Here is a 16,375-nt window from a genome sequence, read left to right as displayed (position 1 = left end):
TGCACCGCGCTCTCGTCTTCCAGGGGGAGATGCTCTTGTGCCGTATCTACGGCTACTTCGGACCGGATCTCGACATGACCGCCCTGGAGGCCGCGCGGGACGCCCAGCTGTCGGGCGGCCCCGACCGGCAGCGGTTCGCCCGGGGTGAGTTCTGGGGCCTGGGCTGCAACCGCCTCGCGATCCAGGACCCACCCCACGGCTGCCAGCCGTTCACGAACCCCGAGGGTTCGCTGTACGCGGTGTTCAACGGCGAGATCTACAACTTCCGTGCCCTCAGGGCGGAACTCGCCGCGCACGGCGTGCATGTCGACGGCGACTCGGACGGCTCGGTCCTGCTGCCGTACTACGAACTCCACGGTGACCGCTTCGTGGAGCGGATCGAGGGCATGTACGCCATCGCTCTGGTGGATCTGCGCGCCGGGCGGCGCCGGCTGAAACTGTGGTGCGACCCGCTCGCCGTCAAGAGCCTGTACTACGCCGCCACGGACGACGGCATCGCGTTCTCGTCCGAGCTGAGCGGGCTCACGGCCCTGGCCGCGAAGCCGTTCGACGTGGACCCGCTCGCCGTCGACCACTACATGAACTGGCAGTGCCTGCCGAACGGTTCGTCCTGGTACGCCGGGGTGGCGGCCCTGCGGCCGGGTGAGCGGCTGGTGTACGAGCGCGGGACCGTGCGCGTCACCGCGTCGCTGCCGCCGGACGCCGGTGCGCCGCCGTCGGACGAGCCGTGCACCGCGTCGGCGCTCGGCGCCCTGCTGGCCGGCGAAGTGGCGCGGATGTCCCTCCAGGAGGCGCCCGTGGCCGTCCAGGTCTCGGGCGGACTCGACTCCGCCGTCCTCGCCACGCTGCTCGCCCGGCGCCGCTCCGACGTCACCGGCTTCCACGTCACCCATGAGGGCAGCCACGACTCGGACGAGGAGACGTATGCGCGCGAGGCGGCGGCGTACGCGGGCATCCCGCTCGACGTGGTGGAGATCCGGGAGGCCGAGCTGCCCGAGCTGATCCCGGCCATGGTGGCGGCGCTCGGCACTCCGAACGCCACCCCGCACGCCCTGAGCGCGTACGTCCTCTTCCGGGAGATCTCGCGCCGCTCGTTCCGGGTCTGCTTCGTCGGCGACGGAGCGGACGAGCAGTTCGGCGGCTACCGCCGCTACAGCACCGCCCTGGGCGGCACCGGCACACCCCCCGCCACGAGCGGCGCCGACACCTGGCAGAGCCGCTACCTCGATCGCCTCTCCCTGCTCCCGTACGCCCAGTGCCGCCGGCTCTACACCGCGGACTACCGCGCCGAGCTCGACGCCCGTGGAAGCAGCCGCCGGCGCGCCCTGGAGCTGCTGAACCGGCCCGCCCCCTCCCGCCTGGAGCAGCTGCTGGACTTCGACCGTCTCCACAAGCTGCCGAGCCTCAACCTGCGCAAGCTCGACCATCTCTCCATGGCCCACGCGGTCGAGGGCCGCGTGCCCTACTGCCAGCCCTCCGTCACCGCCTTCGCGCGCCGCACCCCCGACGCACTGAAGGTCGCCGGACAGACGCGCAAGCAGATCCTGTGGGAGGCGGGCAGGGAACTGATCCCGCGGGCGGTCCGGGAGCGCCGGAAGCAGCCGTTCACGTTCCCGGTCAGCGCCTTCCTGACCCCGGGAACCAAGCTCTGGGACTTCGTCACCGATGTACTGTCCGTACCCCGGCTCTGCACCTCCGGCTTCCTCGACGGCGCCGCCGTCCGAACGGTCCTCAGGGAACACGCGGACGGCGAACGGGACCACGCCCGGCTGCTGTGGGGTCTGATGATCCTGGAACTGTCCCTCCCCTGAGGGGAGCCACCCGACGGGGCACGAAATCCGTCACGTCCCTCAGCGGGGCCCTGACCAGAAAGGCACGTACCGGTGCGCAGCATCCACGTCGTCACCCACCCGGAGGCGCTCCATCACATCGACGGTCTCGTCGGTGGCTGGCACGACTCGCGGCTCACCCCTGCCGGCCTGCGTGACGCCACCGCGATCGCCCGCGCGCTGCGGGCCGAGATCCCCGGGACCGCCGGGGTCGAGGTGATCTCCTCGGACCTGCAACGCACCCGCCGCACGGCCGAGGAGATCGGCGGACTCTTCGGAGTGGAGCCGGTGCTCGACCCGCGGCTGCGCGAAAAGTCCTACGGAGACGCCGAGGGCCGCCCCCAGGAATGGCTCGACAAGCGCTTCGTCCCACCGCCCGCCGACGGCGACCGGATGGGGCACGACGAGGGCGTCCCGGGGGCCGAGACGAAGGAGGCCTTCGCCCGGCGCGTCTACGCGGCCATGGACGACATCCTGAAGCGCCCCTGCGAACAGCAGATCGTCGTCACCCACGGCTTCGCCCTCACCTTCGTCGTGGCGGCCTGGATTCGGATGCCGCCCGACTCGCTCGGCTACGTCAACCTCCGCGCGCCGTCGGGCAGCATCACCCACCTCCGCGAGGACGACTTCTTCCACAACCGCCAGCTGGCCCGGCTCGGGGACACGGCCCACCTCGACGGGGCCTGACCCGCCCTCAGCCGGGGAGGAGGCCGCTGGTCGAGCCACCGGCGAGTCGGCGGAGGGTGAGGGCGGCGCCGAAGAGCTGTACGCCGCGTGTGGTGTGCGGGTCCAGGCCGGTGAGCTGGGCGGCTCGGGTCAGGCGGTTGTCGACGGTGTTGGGGTGGACGCTGAGCGCCTGGGCCGTGCGGCGCCGGTCGAGGTCGCAGTCGAGGAAGGCGGCGACGGCCTCGACCAGACCGGCATGGCCGTCCAACGGGTCGAGAAGCGCGGCCAGTTCGGCGGCGCTGTCCTTGGACCCGGCCAGGTGGTAGTCGAGCAGCACGTCCTGGAGCCGGTGCACGCCGGGAGTGCGGGCGATGGCGGCGATCCGGTGCGCCTGCCCGGCGGCGGCGGGGACGTCCTCCGGCTTGGCCGCGAGGGCGGCCCCCGCGACCACCGGGCGGGACAGGCCGGTGGACAGATCCCGGACGAGATCGGCATGGGGTGTGCCGAGAGGGAGCAGGATGTGGCCGCCCTGTTCGTTCGGCAGGCTGAGCACCCGGCCGTCCGCGGCGGGCGCGAGCCGGACCAGGACCTGGTGGAGCAGTCGCCGCGCGGCCACCGGTTCCTGGTGGGGCACGGGGGCGCGGACGCTGAGCACGAGGTAGCCGGGTTCGAGTGGCAGTCCGCACCGGGCCGCCACCTCCTGCGGCGCGTCACCGCGGAGCAGCGCCGCGGCCAGTTCCCGCTTCGCCTCCTGCTGGTCGGCCAGCCCCAGCAGGTACGCCTCGGTGCCCTGCTCGACCAGGGAGTTGACCGTCGTGAACAGCCGGCGGGTGAGCCACAGCAGGGCGGCCTCCTCCCCGGGGCGGGCGGCGGCGCGGAGCGCGTCCGCCACCACCTCGGCGCCGACGTGGTACGCCCTGAGCAGCCCGGTCAGGTGGACACCTTCCGAGGCACGCTGGATGGCGCGTTCCCTGAGCACCTCGGCGTCGGTGTCCGCGAGGCCCTGTACGCCGCGGAGGAAGCCGCGGAACGTGTGGCGGGCGGCCGAGGCGATCTCCAGATCCTGCATGTCGCCGGGCAGGCGGTCAAAGCCGGGCACCTCGGCTCGCTGGCGCTCGACCACCAGCCTGGCCAGCTGGTTGATCCGGGGTTCGAGACGGGCGGCCATCCGGACCACCTGCTCACGGATGTCCTCGCCGGGTTCCGGTGCCTCAGTGGGCGACGCGCTGCGTTGTGACACCTCACAACGATAGGCCGCCTGACGTGTCCTCAGAACCGATTGTCCCTGGCCATCGGCGGGACGAGAGTGAGGCGACAGCGCCCCGGCCTTCGTGCTGCGCGGTGTCGGCCGGCCCGGCCCCACCCGGGCCCGGCCCGGCCCACCCGCATCCCGCCGTCAACTCCGACAACAGCCCTGTGAGGAACGCCCCCGTGAGTAACGACCCCGTGAGGAACAACCCGTCATGAACGCAACGCGACGACTCCGCCGCTGGGGTGCCACCGCCGGTGTCGGGGTGGCGATGCTCGCCCTGTCCGCCCCGCCGGTGACAGCAGCCCCGGCGAGCACGGCACACCCCGCGCCCGCTCCCGCCGCCACCACCGCCGACGCGGTCAAGGCCTACGTCTACGGCTACCCACTGGTCCTGGCACGGGCCACCGAGCAGGCGTCCACCAACGTTCGCAAGCCCGACCCGGCGACCCTGCGGGCACCGGTGAACCAGTTCGCCAAGGCGGACCGGGCTCCCGGCCCGGAGTTCCACACCGTGGTGGCCCCCAACGTCGACACCCTGTACACCTCGGCGTGGCTGGACCTGAAGAAGGGGCCGATCGTGCTCCATGTACCGGACACCAAGGGCCGGTACTTCATGATGCCCATGCTCAACGCCTGGACCGACGTCTTCGCCTCCCCGGGAACCCGCACCACCGGCAGCTCGGCGGGCGACTTCGCCATCACCGGCCCCGGCTGGCACGGCCGGCTGCCCGCCGGAGTCAAGCAGATCAAGTCGCCCACCCAGACCGCGTGGATCATCGGCCGGACCCAGTTCAACGGCCCCTCCGACCTGCCCGCGGTCAAGAAGCTGGTCCGCCACTACACCCTCAAGCCGCTCCGCGACTACGGCCACCACCACACCCCGCCGCCAGGCCACGTCGACCCGAACGTCCCCGCCACCTCGCCGGCCGCCCGCGTCGCCGGCATGGACGCGCAGACCTTCTTCTCCCACCTCGCCTCGGCCATGGCCACCAACCCGCCCGCGAAGAAGGACGCTCCCATGGTGGCCAAGCTGGCCCGCCTGGGCGTCGTCCCCGGCCGGCCGTTCGACATCAACGCCAAGGGCCCCGCTACCGCGCAGGCCCTGCGGCAGGCCGTACCCGCGGCCCAGAAGCAGATCAAGGCCGCGCTCGCCACCTCCGGAAACGAGGTGAACGGCTGGCGTGTCTCGCTCAACCTGGGTGACTACGGCACCAACTACATGCTGCGCGCGACCACCGCCTGGCAGGGGCTCGGCGCCAACCGCCCCCAGGACGCCGTCTACCCGATCGTCCGCACCGACAGCCGGGGCAAGCCGCTGACCGGAGCCAAGCGGTACGTCCTTCACTTCCCCCCGGGGCAGACCCCGCCGGTGGGCGCCTTCTGGTCCCTCACGATGTACGACCCGGACGGCTTCCTGGTTCGCAACCCGATCAACCGCTACGAGGTCGGACACGCCGTCAAGCCGACTCGCAACCCCGACGGTTCCACGGACCTCCACATCCAGCACGACGCCCCGGCAGGCAGGCAGTCCAACTGGCTGCCCGCACCGAGCGGCCGGTTCTCCATGATCCTGCGCATGTACCGGCCCAAGTCCAGCGTCCTCGACGGCACCTGGTCCCCGCCCGCGGTCACCGAGGTCAACTGACGCAAGCCTCCCAGCGGCACCTCTCCGTCGTGTCGCAGACGTAGCACAAGGGTCCTGGCCGGCCGGTTCCGCCGCATCGCGGAACCGGCCGGCCCGGGTTCTGCTGGTCACCGCCACGGCGGCCGGGCCCTTCATCCGCACTGCCTCAGTACAGATTGTGCTGGTACTGGTGCTCGGCGATCGCTGTGAGGTCCCCGAGCTGGTCGCCGAGGTTGTCAGCCATCTTGGCGGCGTTCTCGGCCACGTGCATCGTGAAGAAGTCGCCGCCCAGCAGAACGGCGTCGGCAAGGTGGCGCTGATCGCCCTCCCACAGCTTTGAGCGGATCACGGCCTTGCCGCACTGGGCGAACACCTCCCGCACGCGCACGACGATCGCCAGCACAGCCGGCTTTCCGTCGGCGCTGAGCATGGTCAGCAGCTCCGGATCATCGCTGACGAACGCTTCCCCGTTCACCCGCACGACCTCCCGCAGCCCGGGCACGAGGAACACCAGGCCCACCGCCGGATTGCGGGTGAGGTTCTCGAAGGTGTCGGCGAGCTTGTTACCGGGCCGATCCGGGAGGGCCAGCGTCCAGGGGGCCAACACGCGCACGGCTCCTGGCGGATCACCCTTGGGACTGATGTCGAGGTGCCCGGCGTCGTCCGCCGTGGCGAGACAGAGGAACGTGCTGTGCGCGATGAACCTGGTGACGAACTCACCGAGGTGGCTTTCCTTCTTGTCCGCGATGAACGGTGTCGGATATCCGATGACCTCCCGTACCCGGTCCATGGTCAGCGGACGGTAGTCGTCGGCGGCGGTGCGCGTCGGAGCGCCGCCGTGGGTGTCGTCGTGGTGGTTCGTGCCGGCCCTCCAGGAAGCTGCTCTTCTCGGCCATGGCTGTCCGGTGCGTCACACATCGAGAACGAGGCGTCCGCCCCGGGCTCGGGACACGCAGATGTACATACGGTCACCGGCGGCGCGGTCGTCCGCCGTGAGGATGTCGTCGCGATGGTCGGGCTCGCCGTCGAGAACCCGTGTTTTGCAGGTGCCGCACACGCCCTCGCGGCAGGAGCCGGTCACGGGAAGGCCCGCGTCCTCCAGCCCGCTCAGGATGCTCCGACCGGCCGGAACGGTCACCGTGCGGTTCGACCGTGCGCACACCACCTCGACCTCGGTGTCCACCCGGGCCGGCTTGGGACGCGGCCTGAACCGCTCCAGGCCCCCAGTGCGCGGCCTCGTTCTCGACGGCGGTCAGCAACGGCTCCGGGCCGCATGCGTAGATGGTGGTGTCGGGGCGGGCCCGGTCGAGCCATTCGTGCAGCGGTATCCGGCCCGCCCGGTCCTCCGGGTAGAGCCGCACGTTGTCCGGATGGTCGCGCAGCTCACCGAGGAAGGCCATCGAGTCCGCGCTGCGACCGCCGTAGAGGAGTTGCCACGGGGTGCCCCATGCGGCGGCCTGTCCGACCATCGGCAGGATCGGGGTGATACCGATGCCGCCCGCGATGAACAGGTAGGCCTTCTCCTGTGTGAAGCCGAAATCGTCCAGCGGTCCGCGCACCCGGACGGGCTGTCCCGGTCGCAGGAAGGCGTGCACATACTCCGAGCCTCCTCGGCTCGCCCGCTCGCGCAGCACCCCGATGCGGTAGCAGCCGCGATCCTGCGGGGACCCGCACAGTGAGTACTGCCGCACGATGCCCGTGGGCAGCACCAACTCGACATGGGCACCCGGCCGCCACGGCGGGAGCGCCGCCCCGTCGGGGGAGGACAACTCGACGCTGACCACCCCCGCGGCCTCCCAACGCAGCTGGCGCACGATCAGTGGAATCACGCAGGAGCAGCAGGCGCAGTCCGACCCCCCCCTTCCGCGCCGGCGGTATTCGATGTCTCCGAGTTCCCGGCACTGCGAGCGGCCTCAGCCCACATCACCACCGGCTCCTTCGACGAGCGCTTCGAGTTCGCGCTGGACATGCAAGTGACCGCACTCCAGGTGGAGTTGTCCCGTAGCGGCCACGCAGGTGACCACGGGGCCTGATCGTCCTGCTTCGGAAGCCTGCCTGCTGATGTCGACCAGATGGCCGTCCCCCGAGTTTCCCCTCGATCAGTAGCTCGTTGACCTCGTCATGCTCACGGTCATGTTCAGGTGGGGACCTCACGACGAACACGAGACCCCCCTTCGGCCGTAGGCTGAACCGCGCACGTGAGGGACAGGAGGCTGTGGTGGCCGAGACGACTCCGACCGGGACGACGGTGGCCGAGGTGCTGGCCGAATTGGCCGCGCTCGAGGACCCGAAGACACGCGAGGTGAACGAGAGGCACGGTGACGACCACGGTGTGAAGCTCAGCAGTCTGCGTGCGCTCGCGAAGCGTCTCAAGACGCAGCAGGAACTCGCGTGCCGGCTATGGGAGACGGATGACACCGGGGCGAGACTCCTGGCGATCCTGATCTGCCGCCCCAAGGCGTTCGACCGCGACGAGCTGGACGCCATGCTGCGCCAGGCGCGCACACCCAAGGTGCACGACTGGCTCGTGAACTACGTGGTGAAGAAGAATCCGCACTCCGAGGAACTGCGCCTGGCCTGGTCCGCCGACCCGGATTCGGTGGTCGCGAGCGCCGGCTGGGCGCTGACCACCGAACGCGTGGCGAAGAAGCCGGAGGGGCTCGACCTCGCCGGACTCCTCGACATCATCGAAGCGGAGATGAAGAACGCCCCCGATCGCCTGCAGTGGGCGATGAACCACTGCCTGGCCCAGATCGGGATCGAGCACCCCGAGTACCGCACCCGTGCCATCGAGATCGGTGAGCGCCTGGAGGTGCTCAAGGACTACCCGACGTCCCCGGGCTGCACCTCTCCGTTCGCGCCCACCTGGATCAACGAGATGGTCCGCCGACAGCACGACAAGTAGCAGGGCTCGCGCTCACGCGGGCTTTGCGACGCCCCTGAACCCCTGGGCAGCGAGGCGTTCTTCGCTGCCGTCCTCTACCGCATCGTGCAGACCCGCCTGCGCTGCGAGCCGGGAGCGAGGCGGAGTGAAGCGCAGAGAGGGCCGAACCCGTGGGAGCGGGTACGGCCCTCCCCATGTGTGCGGGCGTGTCAGTCAGCCGGGGCCGTCCGAGCTCAGCGGTCCTCGCAGGCCAGTGTCAGGCACAGCATCTGCACCTTGTAGGGGGCGCGGTAGCTCTGGGCGGTGGGCGTCTCCTCGGAGTCCGCGACGAACCGCCACTGCGATGGCTGGGCGTGCTTGGTCTCTCCCTTCTTCTCCACCTCGACGTGGAGTGTGCGGGCCTGCGGGTCGTTCGTCTCGACGAGCACTTCGTCGCTGTCGACCGAGAAGTGGTCGTGTAACAGGACCAGACCGAACCGGTCCAGGTTGCCGTGCTTCTTCAGCACGGCCTGGATGTCCCTGGCGAACTCCGCGTCCTGCGGGCCGAGCGGTTCGGCGTCTTCGAAGCGAGGAAGGCTGTGCGATGCGGGGCTGGTCTGCGTAGGCATGAGGATCTCCCTTCGACCGCGCTCTGCGGTCTCAACACACCATAGGCACAAGGCGAGTTGCGGAAGAAGCGCTTGACGGTGGCAGATCCAGCGCGAGCCGGGCGCCGACGCTGCTGGGACTCAACGCCCACGCCGGGGCGACGACAAGGCGGTACTGCAGGCACCCGCATCCCCTCGTGCTTGGCTGCCGCATCCCCGGTCCCACCACTACACGACCGGGGGCACCCGGCGGGTCGTTCGAGGGGTCACCACCGTGCACTTGCCGATTCCAGCACTCACGTCGTCGGCAACTCGATGCCCTGCGCGCCCATTCCCATCCCAACGGAGTTCGGCTGGTCAGCAGGGTGCCAGAGCCGACCTGAGAGGAACCTGGCGACGTCCGATTGCCACGACCGACCGGAACGCCACCCCACACGGAGAGCGAGCGGCGCATGGGCGAGCTGGTCAGGGCGCGGGAACGGGGCCGCCCGGCCGGAACCGCTCAACCCCCACGATGTGCCGCACCTTGACCGGGCGCACGATCACCGCAACCCGCTGCTCGCCCGGCATGATCCACTCGAAGCGTTCGCTGCCCAGGTACTTCCGGGCCAGCTGGTCCATTCGATCGTGCGCTTCCTGGCCTTCGATGAAGCGGGCCACCTCGCCACTGATCTGCACCCGGTCGAAGGGATCGGCGGCGTCCGCGTGCGAGAGATAGACGCGGGGGTCGTGGCGCAGGTTCTCCTCCTTCACCCGGCCCACCGAGGTGTTGAACATCAGCTCACCCTCTCCCTCCAGATCCACCCACATCGGGCTGACCTGCGGTGCTCCGTCGGCGAACACAGTGCCGACGTACCAGATGTTGGGGGCCTGCAGCCGGGCGCGGACGGCTTCGTCAAAGATCATTGTCATCCTGGGAGGCTACCAACCATGATCACTGGGACGGATCGGAGGACCGCGGACTCCGCATCAGGCTCATGATGCGGTCGGGTCGCTGGCGACCCTTGCGATCTCGGCACCCGCCTCGCGCGCACATCCACTGGCCGCGGACGGCTGCGTGCTTCCACTTCCGGACCACCATCGCCGCGGCCGTGCCGGCGCCATCCCGGCCAATGGCGGGTGGGCAGGTCAAGGAGCGCGTCGGGCCATTCAGCACCGCCGACAGGCCTCCGCTCCCTTGCCGCGATGTCCCGAACCGGCAGGGCGGCGATGTACGGACCGCAGCCAATGATTACCCGTGGGTAACTTAGCGTACAGTGCTTGCAGTTGCGGGCAGTTGGCCCCCCATCTGTCTGCAGGACAGGCTGTCACCGCACCACACACGGGCTGCCACTGCGCGTCGCCCGTGCAACGGAAAGGATCGTCCTCATGGCCTCCCCACGCCGGCTTCGTTCCATACTGCTGCCGCTGACTGTGGCCGTCTCCGCAGCGACCCTGGGCACCGGAGCCGCCATGGGCGCGGTCTCGGAGGACGAGTCCTCCGAGACCGCGCACAGCACCACCGAGCAGCGCCCCACCTGGGCCATCGCCCACCGGGTGCTGACCACGGGCGGGGTGACCACGGCGCTCAAGAACGGGGCCAACGCGCTGGAGATGGACGCAACGGCCTGGCGCCAGGGCTGGTGGGCCGATCACGACGGCTCTCCCACCAGTTCTGGGGACACCATGTCGGCCATGTTCGACCAGGTGGCGAAGGAGCATGACCAGGGGCGTCACGCCTCCTTCGTCTGGCTGGACATGAAGAACCCCGACTGGTGCGACAGCAACGACCCCAAGTGGCGCCACTGCTCCGTGGCCGGGCTGCGGGACATGGCGCGCACGAAGCTGGAGAGCAGGGGCATTCGGGTGCTCTACGGCTTCTACGGCAAGGAGGGCGGCAGCGGTTGGAAGAACGCCCTCAGTGACCTGAACTCCAAGGAAGCGGTCAGCTACAGCGGCGACTACGCGCAGGTCCGGGACGGCTTCGCCAAGCACGGGCCGAACGTCCCCGGCAACCAGCGCGTAATGGACAAGGGCGAGTTCAGCATGGCCTTGAAGTTCGGCAGCATCCGGAAGGAGCTGGAGGCCGGCAGGAAGGCCCGGGACGCCGGAGAACTCGCGCAGACCGTCGGCTGGACGGTGAGCAAGGGTGACGGGGAGCGTGCCACCACCCTGCTCGACTCCTCCGGCGGGAGTGCCGCTGTGAGCAGCCTGATCTACGGCAACCGGGCGTCGTGCTACCCGGACGGCGTCAGCGGCCCGAAGGGCTGCGGCACGGACGACAGCGCGGTGCGGGAGTCACTCTCGTACATCACGGACTACGTGAAGGCCCACCCGGACACCCGCCGGATGGCCACCCCTCGGGACATCCCCTTCGGCAGCTGACGCCCCAGCTGCCCCGCCCGGCCCCGGCCCCGGTTCCTGTCAGCGCCGTCGCTGCCAGGAACCGGGGCCGGCGGTCGAGTCGCACACGGAGACCCACGGTCATGGCTGGGCGCGGGTGAGCACTCGCCCGGAGCGCCGCCGCGGCCGGGCCGCGAGGGATGGGGGCTCTATCGCGCCGCCGGCTGGTGGAGCCAGGGCGCGCTGGTGGCCCAGAAGATGGCGTCGGCTCCGAGGGTGTTCGTGCCGAAGTCGGTGAACTCCTGCCGGGTGTACGGCTTCTTCGTCTTGGGGTTCTTGTACTCGAAGTCGGGCTCCTGTACGGCCATGGCCACCATGGGGAGCTGTCCCCGGTACTTCTTGAAGAAGGGGTACGAGTTCTCCATCTGCGCCGGGCGGTCCGGCAGGATGTCCGGTCCCCCCAGGCCGATCCCGTGCGCCTTGGCGAACTCGAAGGTACGGCTCATGTACTTGCGGCTGTTGTTCCACTCGCCGGGCCAGAAGTTGACGTACTGGATGAACGGCGTCTTGGTGAAGACCTTCTTCCCGTAGGCCATGTTGTCCAGCTCTGCCTTGAAATAGGCGTCGTGGCTGTATCCGGTGTGGTCCTTCTTGGTGTCCACCTCGGTAGCGGTTTCCGGCAGGTTCACCCCGGCGAGGCGACCGTCGAACCGCTGTGACATCGCCTTCAGCAGCTGCTGGAAGCGACCCCGCACCTGCGGGTTCCATTGCGCCGCGACCGCCCCGGGCTCACCGGGGCCGAGGCCGTTCTCGTTCTTTGTCGGAGCCGCGCCTCCCTTGTACTCCGGGTCCTTCAACAGATAGTCCGGGAGCCTCGTCGGCGGCGCGAAGAACCGGTCCTGGACCTGGATGAAGAGCTTCTTGTGACGGGACTGCAGAGTCTTCAACACCCGGTCGATCTCCGAGAAGTCGTACTGCCCCTTCTTCCGCTCCATCGCCTTCCACGGCACCACCAGCTGCACGCCGGCGACATCAGGGCGATCGATCAACGGCTTCACATTGGCGTCGAAGTCCCCGATGGAGGCGTAAAGGTAGTTCTTCGCCTTCTTCCCGGGAGCTGCAGCGGAAGCCTTGCCGGACACCGGAGCAGGAGCCCCAGAGGCCACCACGGCCGTGCCCGTCAGGCCCATCACCACGAGAATTCCGACGCCCACAGCAAATCGTTTGGTCACCATGAACCCCACGGTGCCGCTCAGTTGTGAGAAGAATGTAAGAGGGCTGGACCATCCCCCGACCAAGAGGTCGTCTCGATTGCTTGAATAGTGACGTGGTGTAGCTGATCCCTAACACGCTGTCGGCGCTACTTGGCGAAGTGCCCGAGGTGGCCACGAAGGTGATCGCGGCCATGACCTCGCGTCACCCGCTGCAGCCGGTCAATTCGACGTATTTCTGCCAGCCGAGACCGTCAGAACTCCAAGTCAGGAAATTCCGCCTCCAGCTCCAACCCCGCCTCCGAATCGAGGACCGGGCGACAGGGACCGGTGCTGGCGCGCAGGGTGATCAGTGGTTTCAGCAGGACGTGCCGGGGTGACGCGGCGGGTGACGTGAGTCGCTCCACCATCAGGTCGACGCCGATCCGGCTCATCTCCTTGGCCGGTATCTCGGCTGCGGTCAGCGGCGGGCTCACCTGTTCCGCCCAGCGGCTGGCCGCCACGCCGACGACCGAGAAGTCGCGCGGAACGCTGCGGCCGTGACGGGTCAGCCCGCGGTAGATGCCTTCCAGGGCGGCTTCGTTCATGACGACCAGGGACGTGGTGGCCGGGTCATCCTGGAAGATCCGTTCCACGACGTCCTCCCCGCCGCCGACATCGTCGCCGCTGGGGTACGTACGCGCGGCCAGTTCCATGTCCTGCATCGCCTCGGTGTAGCCCTCGTTCCCGAGCAGCGCGTACCCGTACCCGCTGCTGACGATCTGCTCCGACTTGTTGACGAAGGCGATGCTGCGGTGGCCCAGTTCGGTCAGGTGCCGGACGCATCCGTTCGCCAGGCCGGCGAAGTCGAGATCGACCCAGCCGACCCCGTCGGTTCCGCTGTTCCGGCCGATGGCGACGAAGGGGAAGGCCGCTTCCGTGAGGTGCTGAATGCGGTCGTCCTCGCGGCGGACCTCCATCACGATGACTCCGTCCACGCGCCGTTCACTGACCATCCGCCGGAACGCGGGGTCCTTCCCCGACTTGCAGGGTGTGAGCAGCAGGTCATAGCCGTATGAGGTGGCGGTTTCCGCCACCCCGCCGACGAAGGCGAGCTGCACCGGCGGGTAGTCCCGGTTGGCGCCGGACGGCGGGTAGAGCAGTGCGAGCGTATGTGTCAGGTCGCGGGCCGCAGCACCACTGTGGGTCTGGGCGCCGTGTCCTGTCGCCAGGTTGACTGTGCGCTCCGTCATGGTCCGCCGGCTGGGAGACGTTGTTCGGCCCAGATGGTCTTGCCGGTGGGGGTCTGGCGGGTGCCCCAGCCTTGGGTCAGCTGGGTCACCATGTGCAGTCCTCGTCCCCCTTCGTCGTAGGTGCGGGCGCGGCGTAGATGAGGGGAGGTGCTGCTGGCGTCGGAGACCTCGCAGATCAGGGTCCGGTCCCGGATCAGCCGTAGCCCGATGGGGGCGTCCCCGTAGCGGATGGCGTTGGTGACCAGCTCGCTCACCACCAGCTCGGTGATGGACGCTGCGTCGGTGAGCCCCCAGGTCGCCAGTTGGCGGGAGGCCTGCGCACGGGCATCGGCCACGATCGCGGGATCTGACGGCAGCGACCAGGCGGCGACCTGATCGGTGTGCAGGGCGCGGGTGCGCGCCAGGAGCAGCGCCACGTCATCGGCGGGGCTCTCGGGCAGCAGGGCCTTGAGGATGATGTCGCAGGTGACGTCCAGCGAGGGTTCGGCGGAGGCCAGGGCTCGGCAGAGTCGTTCGAGGCCGACACCGAGATCGTGGCCGCGGGCTTCTATCAGGCCGTCGGTGTAGAGGGAGAGCAGGCTTCCCTCGGGGAGTTCCAGCTCGGTGGGCTCGAAGGGCAGGCCGCCGACTCCCAGGATCGGCCCCGGGGTGAGTGGGACCACTCGGGCCGTGCCGTCGGGGAAGAGCACGACGGGTGGGACATGGCCGGCGCTGGCCATGGTGCAGATACGGGATACCGGGTCGTAGACCGCGTAGAGGCAGGTCGCGCCGATCTGACCGGGGTCGGGCTCGTTGCGGACGTCGTTGTCCGAGGTCAGGTGGGTGACCAGTTCGTCGAGGTGGGTGAGCAGCTCGTCCGGGGGCAGGTCGACTCCGGCGAGTGTGCGTACCGCCGTACGCAGCCGGCCCATGGCGGCCGAGGCATGGATGCCGTGGCCGACCACGTCGCCGACGACCAGGGCGACGCGAGTGCCCGACAACGGGACCACGTCAAACCAGTCGCCGCCCACTTCGGCGCCCCTGCCGATCGGCAGATAGCGGTGCGCCACCTCGACAGCCGCCTGCTTGGGGAAGTGACGGGGCAGCAGACTGCGCTGGAAGGTGAGGGCGTTGGCGCGTTCCCGGGAGAAGCGGCCCGCGTTGTCCACACTGCCGGCCGCCCGGTTTGCGAGCTCCTCGGCGAGGAGCACATCATCCTGCTCGTAGGGGTCCGAGCCGTCCGCGCGGGCGAAGACCACGACTCCGAGGGTCAAGCCCCGCGCTCGCAGGGGGGTAGCCATGATCGAGTGGAATCCGTGCTCCGCCGCGGCACCCGATCCCGCCACGCCGGCGGCGACCCACCGGGTGAAGTCGGGGTCGTCCGTTCCGCAGAGCACTGTCCGGCCGCTGGTCAGGGCACGTGCCGGGGGTGAGCGTGGGGGATAGGTGTCGACCTCGCCGATCTCGGTGTCGGCTTCGGGGAGCCCGTCGGCGGTCTGGTGCGCGACCCGGCGCAACACCACGGCGGCGTCGGCTGGACCGGGCGGTGGTTCCTTCCCGCGGGTCACGGAGTCGAGCAGGTCCACACTCACGGAGTCGGCGAACCGCGGAACGGCGAGGTGGGTGAGTTCCTGAACCGTGCGCCGTGCATTGAGGGTGGTTCCGATGCGGCTGCCCGCTTCCTTCAGCAGGGCCAGGCGCTGCCGTGCGGCGACCTGCTCGGTGCTGTCGAACGCCGCAGCCCCGACACCGGCCACCCGACCCGTGTCGGGGCTGCGGACGGGCCACATCTCGATGGTCCAGGCACGCCGGTGAGTGGAAGGCGTGGCTGGGGCAAGGTGCTCATAGCGGCCTGGCTTGGCCTCCTCGGCGACGCGGCGGACGCATCGCAGGAACCCCTCGTCAGAGCGGCCGCCACCCAGCAGGTCCGAGTAGGGCCAGCTGCCCGCCTCAGCCGCCTGCCCCTGCGTGGACTCGGCAGCTCCGGCGTGCCCTGCGGCCGTCTGCGCCCCGTCGCCGTCGGCGGGCCTGCCTGTCATACGTCCTGCCGGCGAGGGCTGCTCGCCGTCGTGCGCGACCGCGTTCCCCTGCCATGAGCGTGAGGTGGTGCTGTAGGTGGAGAGCGCAACGGAGGACTGGGCGAACGCCCACTCCACCATCCGTCGGTCGGACTCCGCCTCGACCGCCCCCGCGGTGGCGGTCACGACGAACGCCTGGGTCGTTCCGTCGTCACGGAATGTCGGATGAAGGTGCAGGGGCAGCTCGACGCGGTGGCCGTCACGGTGGCGGACTGCCGCGGTGCCGCTCCACTCCCGGGCGTCGAGCAGGCAGGGCCCGGCCACCTCGGGGTACTCGCCGTTGATCAGGAGGTCCGAGACGGGGTGGCCGACAATCTCCGGGGGGTCGTAGCCCAGGAGTTTCCGAGCCCCTTCGCTCCACCCTGTGACCTTGCCCCCCACGCTGATGATGGCCATGGGGACATGGTTCGACCACCCAGGGTGACCATTTTCCCCCACGGAAGTGGCCATTCTGACTCAATTCACCCGAGCGTCATTACTCACAGTCCCATAGTGCATGCGTGAAAAGAATCGAACAAGCTGCACTGACGGTCAGGGATCGCGGCAGATCCGGTCGGAATCGTCGGCCACGGACGCGAGGGACACGAGCAGAACCGGCGTCGTCGGCTGTGGCCAGGGGTTGCCGGAGATCCCTCTGCGGGGCGGCCGCTCGGGAAGGTCGCACAGCCCAGTTCGGCAGTGCGACCCGCGACCGGGTGTCGCCGCGCCACG

Annotated in this window: 13 protein-coding genes and 1 pseudogene; 5 read left to right on the top strand and 9 right to left on the bottom strand. The window is 69.6% G+C overall.

Going from position 1 to position 16,375, the window contains the following annotated elements:
• Positions 1–35 precede the first annotated feature (35 nt).
• Positions 36–1,811, top strand: coding sequence for an asparagine synthase (glutamine-hydrolyzing) (gene asnB, locus ACWC9R_RS29130; RefSeq protein WP_450735954.1), 1,776 nt, complete (start codon positions 36–38; stop codon positions 1,809–1,811).
• 72 nt (positions 1,812–1,883) lie between these two features.
• A complete protein-coding gene (locus ACWC9R_RS29125) occupies positions 1,884–2,516 on the top strand; it encodes a histidine phosphatase family protein (RefSeq protein WP_450735952.1) in 633 nt (210 codons plus the stop codon).
• A 7-nt stretch (positions 2,517–2,523) separates the two neighbouring features.
• Here ACWC9R_RS29125 and ACWC9R_RS29120 read toward each other — a convergent pair whose 3' ends face one another.
• Positions 2,524–3,735 (bottom strand): PucR family transcriptional regulator, encoded by a 1,212-nt coding sequence (locus tag ACWC9R_RS29120; protein WP_450735951.1) that lies wholly within the window; start codon positions 3,733–3,735, stop codon positions 2,524–2,526.
• A gap of 223 nt (positions 3,736–3,958) precedes the next feature.
• Here ACWC9R_RS29120 and ACWC9R_RS29115 point away from each other — a divergent pair, with 223 nt between their 5' ends.
• The gene (locus ACWC9R_RS29115) at positions 3,959–5,392 is read left to right on the top strand and encodes a DUF1254 domain-containing protein (protein WP_450735949.1); all 1,434 of its coding nucleotides are present in this window, start codon (positions 3,959–3,961) and stop codon (positions 5,390–5,392) included.
• A gap of 145 nt (positions 5,393–5,537) precedes the next feature.
• Here the strand turns inward: ACWC9R_RS29115 and ACWC9R_RS29110 are convergent, their stop codons facing one another.
• The 3 genes and pseudogenes from ACWC9R_RS29110 to ACWC9R_RS29100 all read right to left on the bottom strand — a co-directional run.
• On the bottom strand, positions 5,538–6,161 hold the full coding sequence (locus ACWC9R_RS29110) for an MSMEG_1061 family FMN-dependent PPOX-type flavoprotein (RefSeq protein WP_450735948.1): 624 nt from the start codon (positions 6,159–6,161) through the stop codon (positions 5,538–5,540).
• A 120-nt stretch (positions 6,162–6,281) separates the two neighbouring features.
• A complete protein-coding gene (locus tag ACWC9R_RS29105) occupies positions 6,282–6,509 on the bottom strand; it encodes a 2Fe-2S iron-sulfur cluster-binding protein (protein ID WP_450735946.1) in 228 nt (75 codons plus the stop codon).
• A 163-nt stretch (positions 6,510–6,672) separates the two neighbouring features.
• A pseudogene (locus ACWC9R_RS29100) lies at positions 6,673–6,840 on the bottom strand (oxidoreductase); the annotation flags it as partial.
• Positions 6,841–7,589: 749 nt separating this feature from the next.
• Here ACWC9R_RS29100 and ACWC9R_RS29095 point away from each other — a divergent pair.
• Positions 7,590–8,276, top strand: coding sequence for a DNA alkylation repair protein (locus ACWC9R_RS29095; protein WP_450735945.1), 687 nt, complete (start codon positions 7,590–7,592; stop codon positions 8,274–8,276).
• A gap of 212 nt (positions 8,277–8,488) precedes the next feature.
• Here the strand turns inward: ACWC9R_RS29095 and ACWC9R_RS29090 are convergent, their stop codons facing one another.
• Together ACWC9R_RS29090 and ACWC9R_RS29085 are read right to left on the bottom strand one after the other, a co-directional pair.
• A complete protein-coding gene (locus ACWC9R_RS29090; RefSeq protein WP_450735944.1) occupies positions 8,489–8,863 on the bottom strand; it encodes a hypothetical protein in 375 nt (124 codons plus the stop codon).
• Between the two features lie 444 nt (positions 8,864–9,307).
• Positions 9,308–9,754 carry a TIGR03618 family F420-dependent PPOX class oxidoreductase gene (locus ACWC9R_RS29085; protein WP_450735943.1) on the bottom strand — a complete coding sequence of 149 codons (447 nt, stop codon included), beginning with the start codon at positions 9,752–9,754 and terminating at the stop codon, positions 9,308–9,310.
• Between the two features lie 456 nt (positions 9,755–10,210).
• Here ACWC9R_RS29085 and ACWC9R_RS29080 point away from each other — a divergent pair, with 456 nt between their 5' ends.
• Complete coding sequence (locus ACWC9R_RS29080) at positions 10,211–11,206, top strand: phospholipase (RefSeq protein WP_450735942.1); 996 nt, start codon at positions 10,211–10,213, stop codon at positions 11,204–11,206.
• Positions 11,207–11,373: 167 nt separating this feature from the next.
• Here ACWC9R_RS29080 and ACWC9R_RS29075 read toward each other — a convergent pair whose 3' ends face one another.
• The 3 genes from ACWC9R_RS29075 to ACWC9R_RS29065 all read right to left on the bottom strand — a co-directional run bounded on the left by ACWC9R_RS29075 (position 11,374) and on the right by ACWC9R_RS29065 (position 16,114).
• The gene (locus ACWC9R_RS29075; protein WP_450735940.1) at positions 11,374–12,399 is read right to left on the bottom strand and encodes a hypothetical protein; all 1,026 of its coding nucleotides are present in this window, start codon (positions 12,397–12,399) and stop codon (positions 11,374–11,376) included.
• A 230-nt stretch (positions 12,400–12,629) separates the two neighbouring features.
• Positions 12,630–13,607, bottom strand: coding sequence for a LacI family DNA-binding transcriptional regulator (locus tag ACWC9R_RS29070; RefSeq protein ID WP_450735938.1), 978 nt, complete (start codon positions 13,605–13,607; stop codon positions 12,630–12,632).
• A complete protein-coding gene (locus tag ACWC9R_RS29065; protein ID WP_450735937.1) occupies positions 13,604–16,114 on the bottom strand; it encodes a SpoIIE family protein phosphatase in 2,511 nt (836 codons plus the stop codon). The genes ACWC9R_RS29070 and ACWC9R_RS29065 overlap by 4 nt, the downstream gene beginning before the upstream one ends.
• Between the last annotated feature and the right edge of the window lie 261 nt (positions 16,115–16,375).

Source organism: Streptomyces sp. NPDC001219 (genome assembly GCF_053597915.1).
The sequence above is the reverse complement of the archived record's forward strand: the minus strand, read 5'-3'. Positions and strand labels throughout refer to the sequence as shown.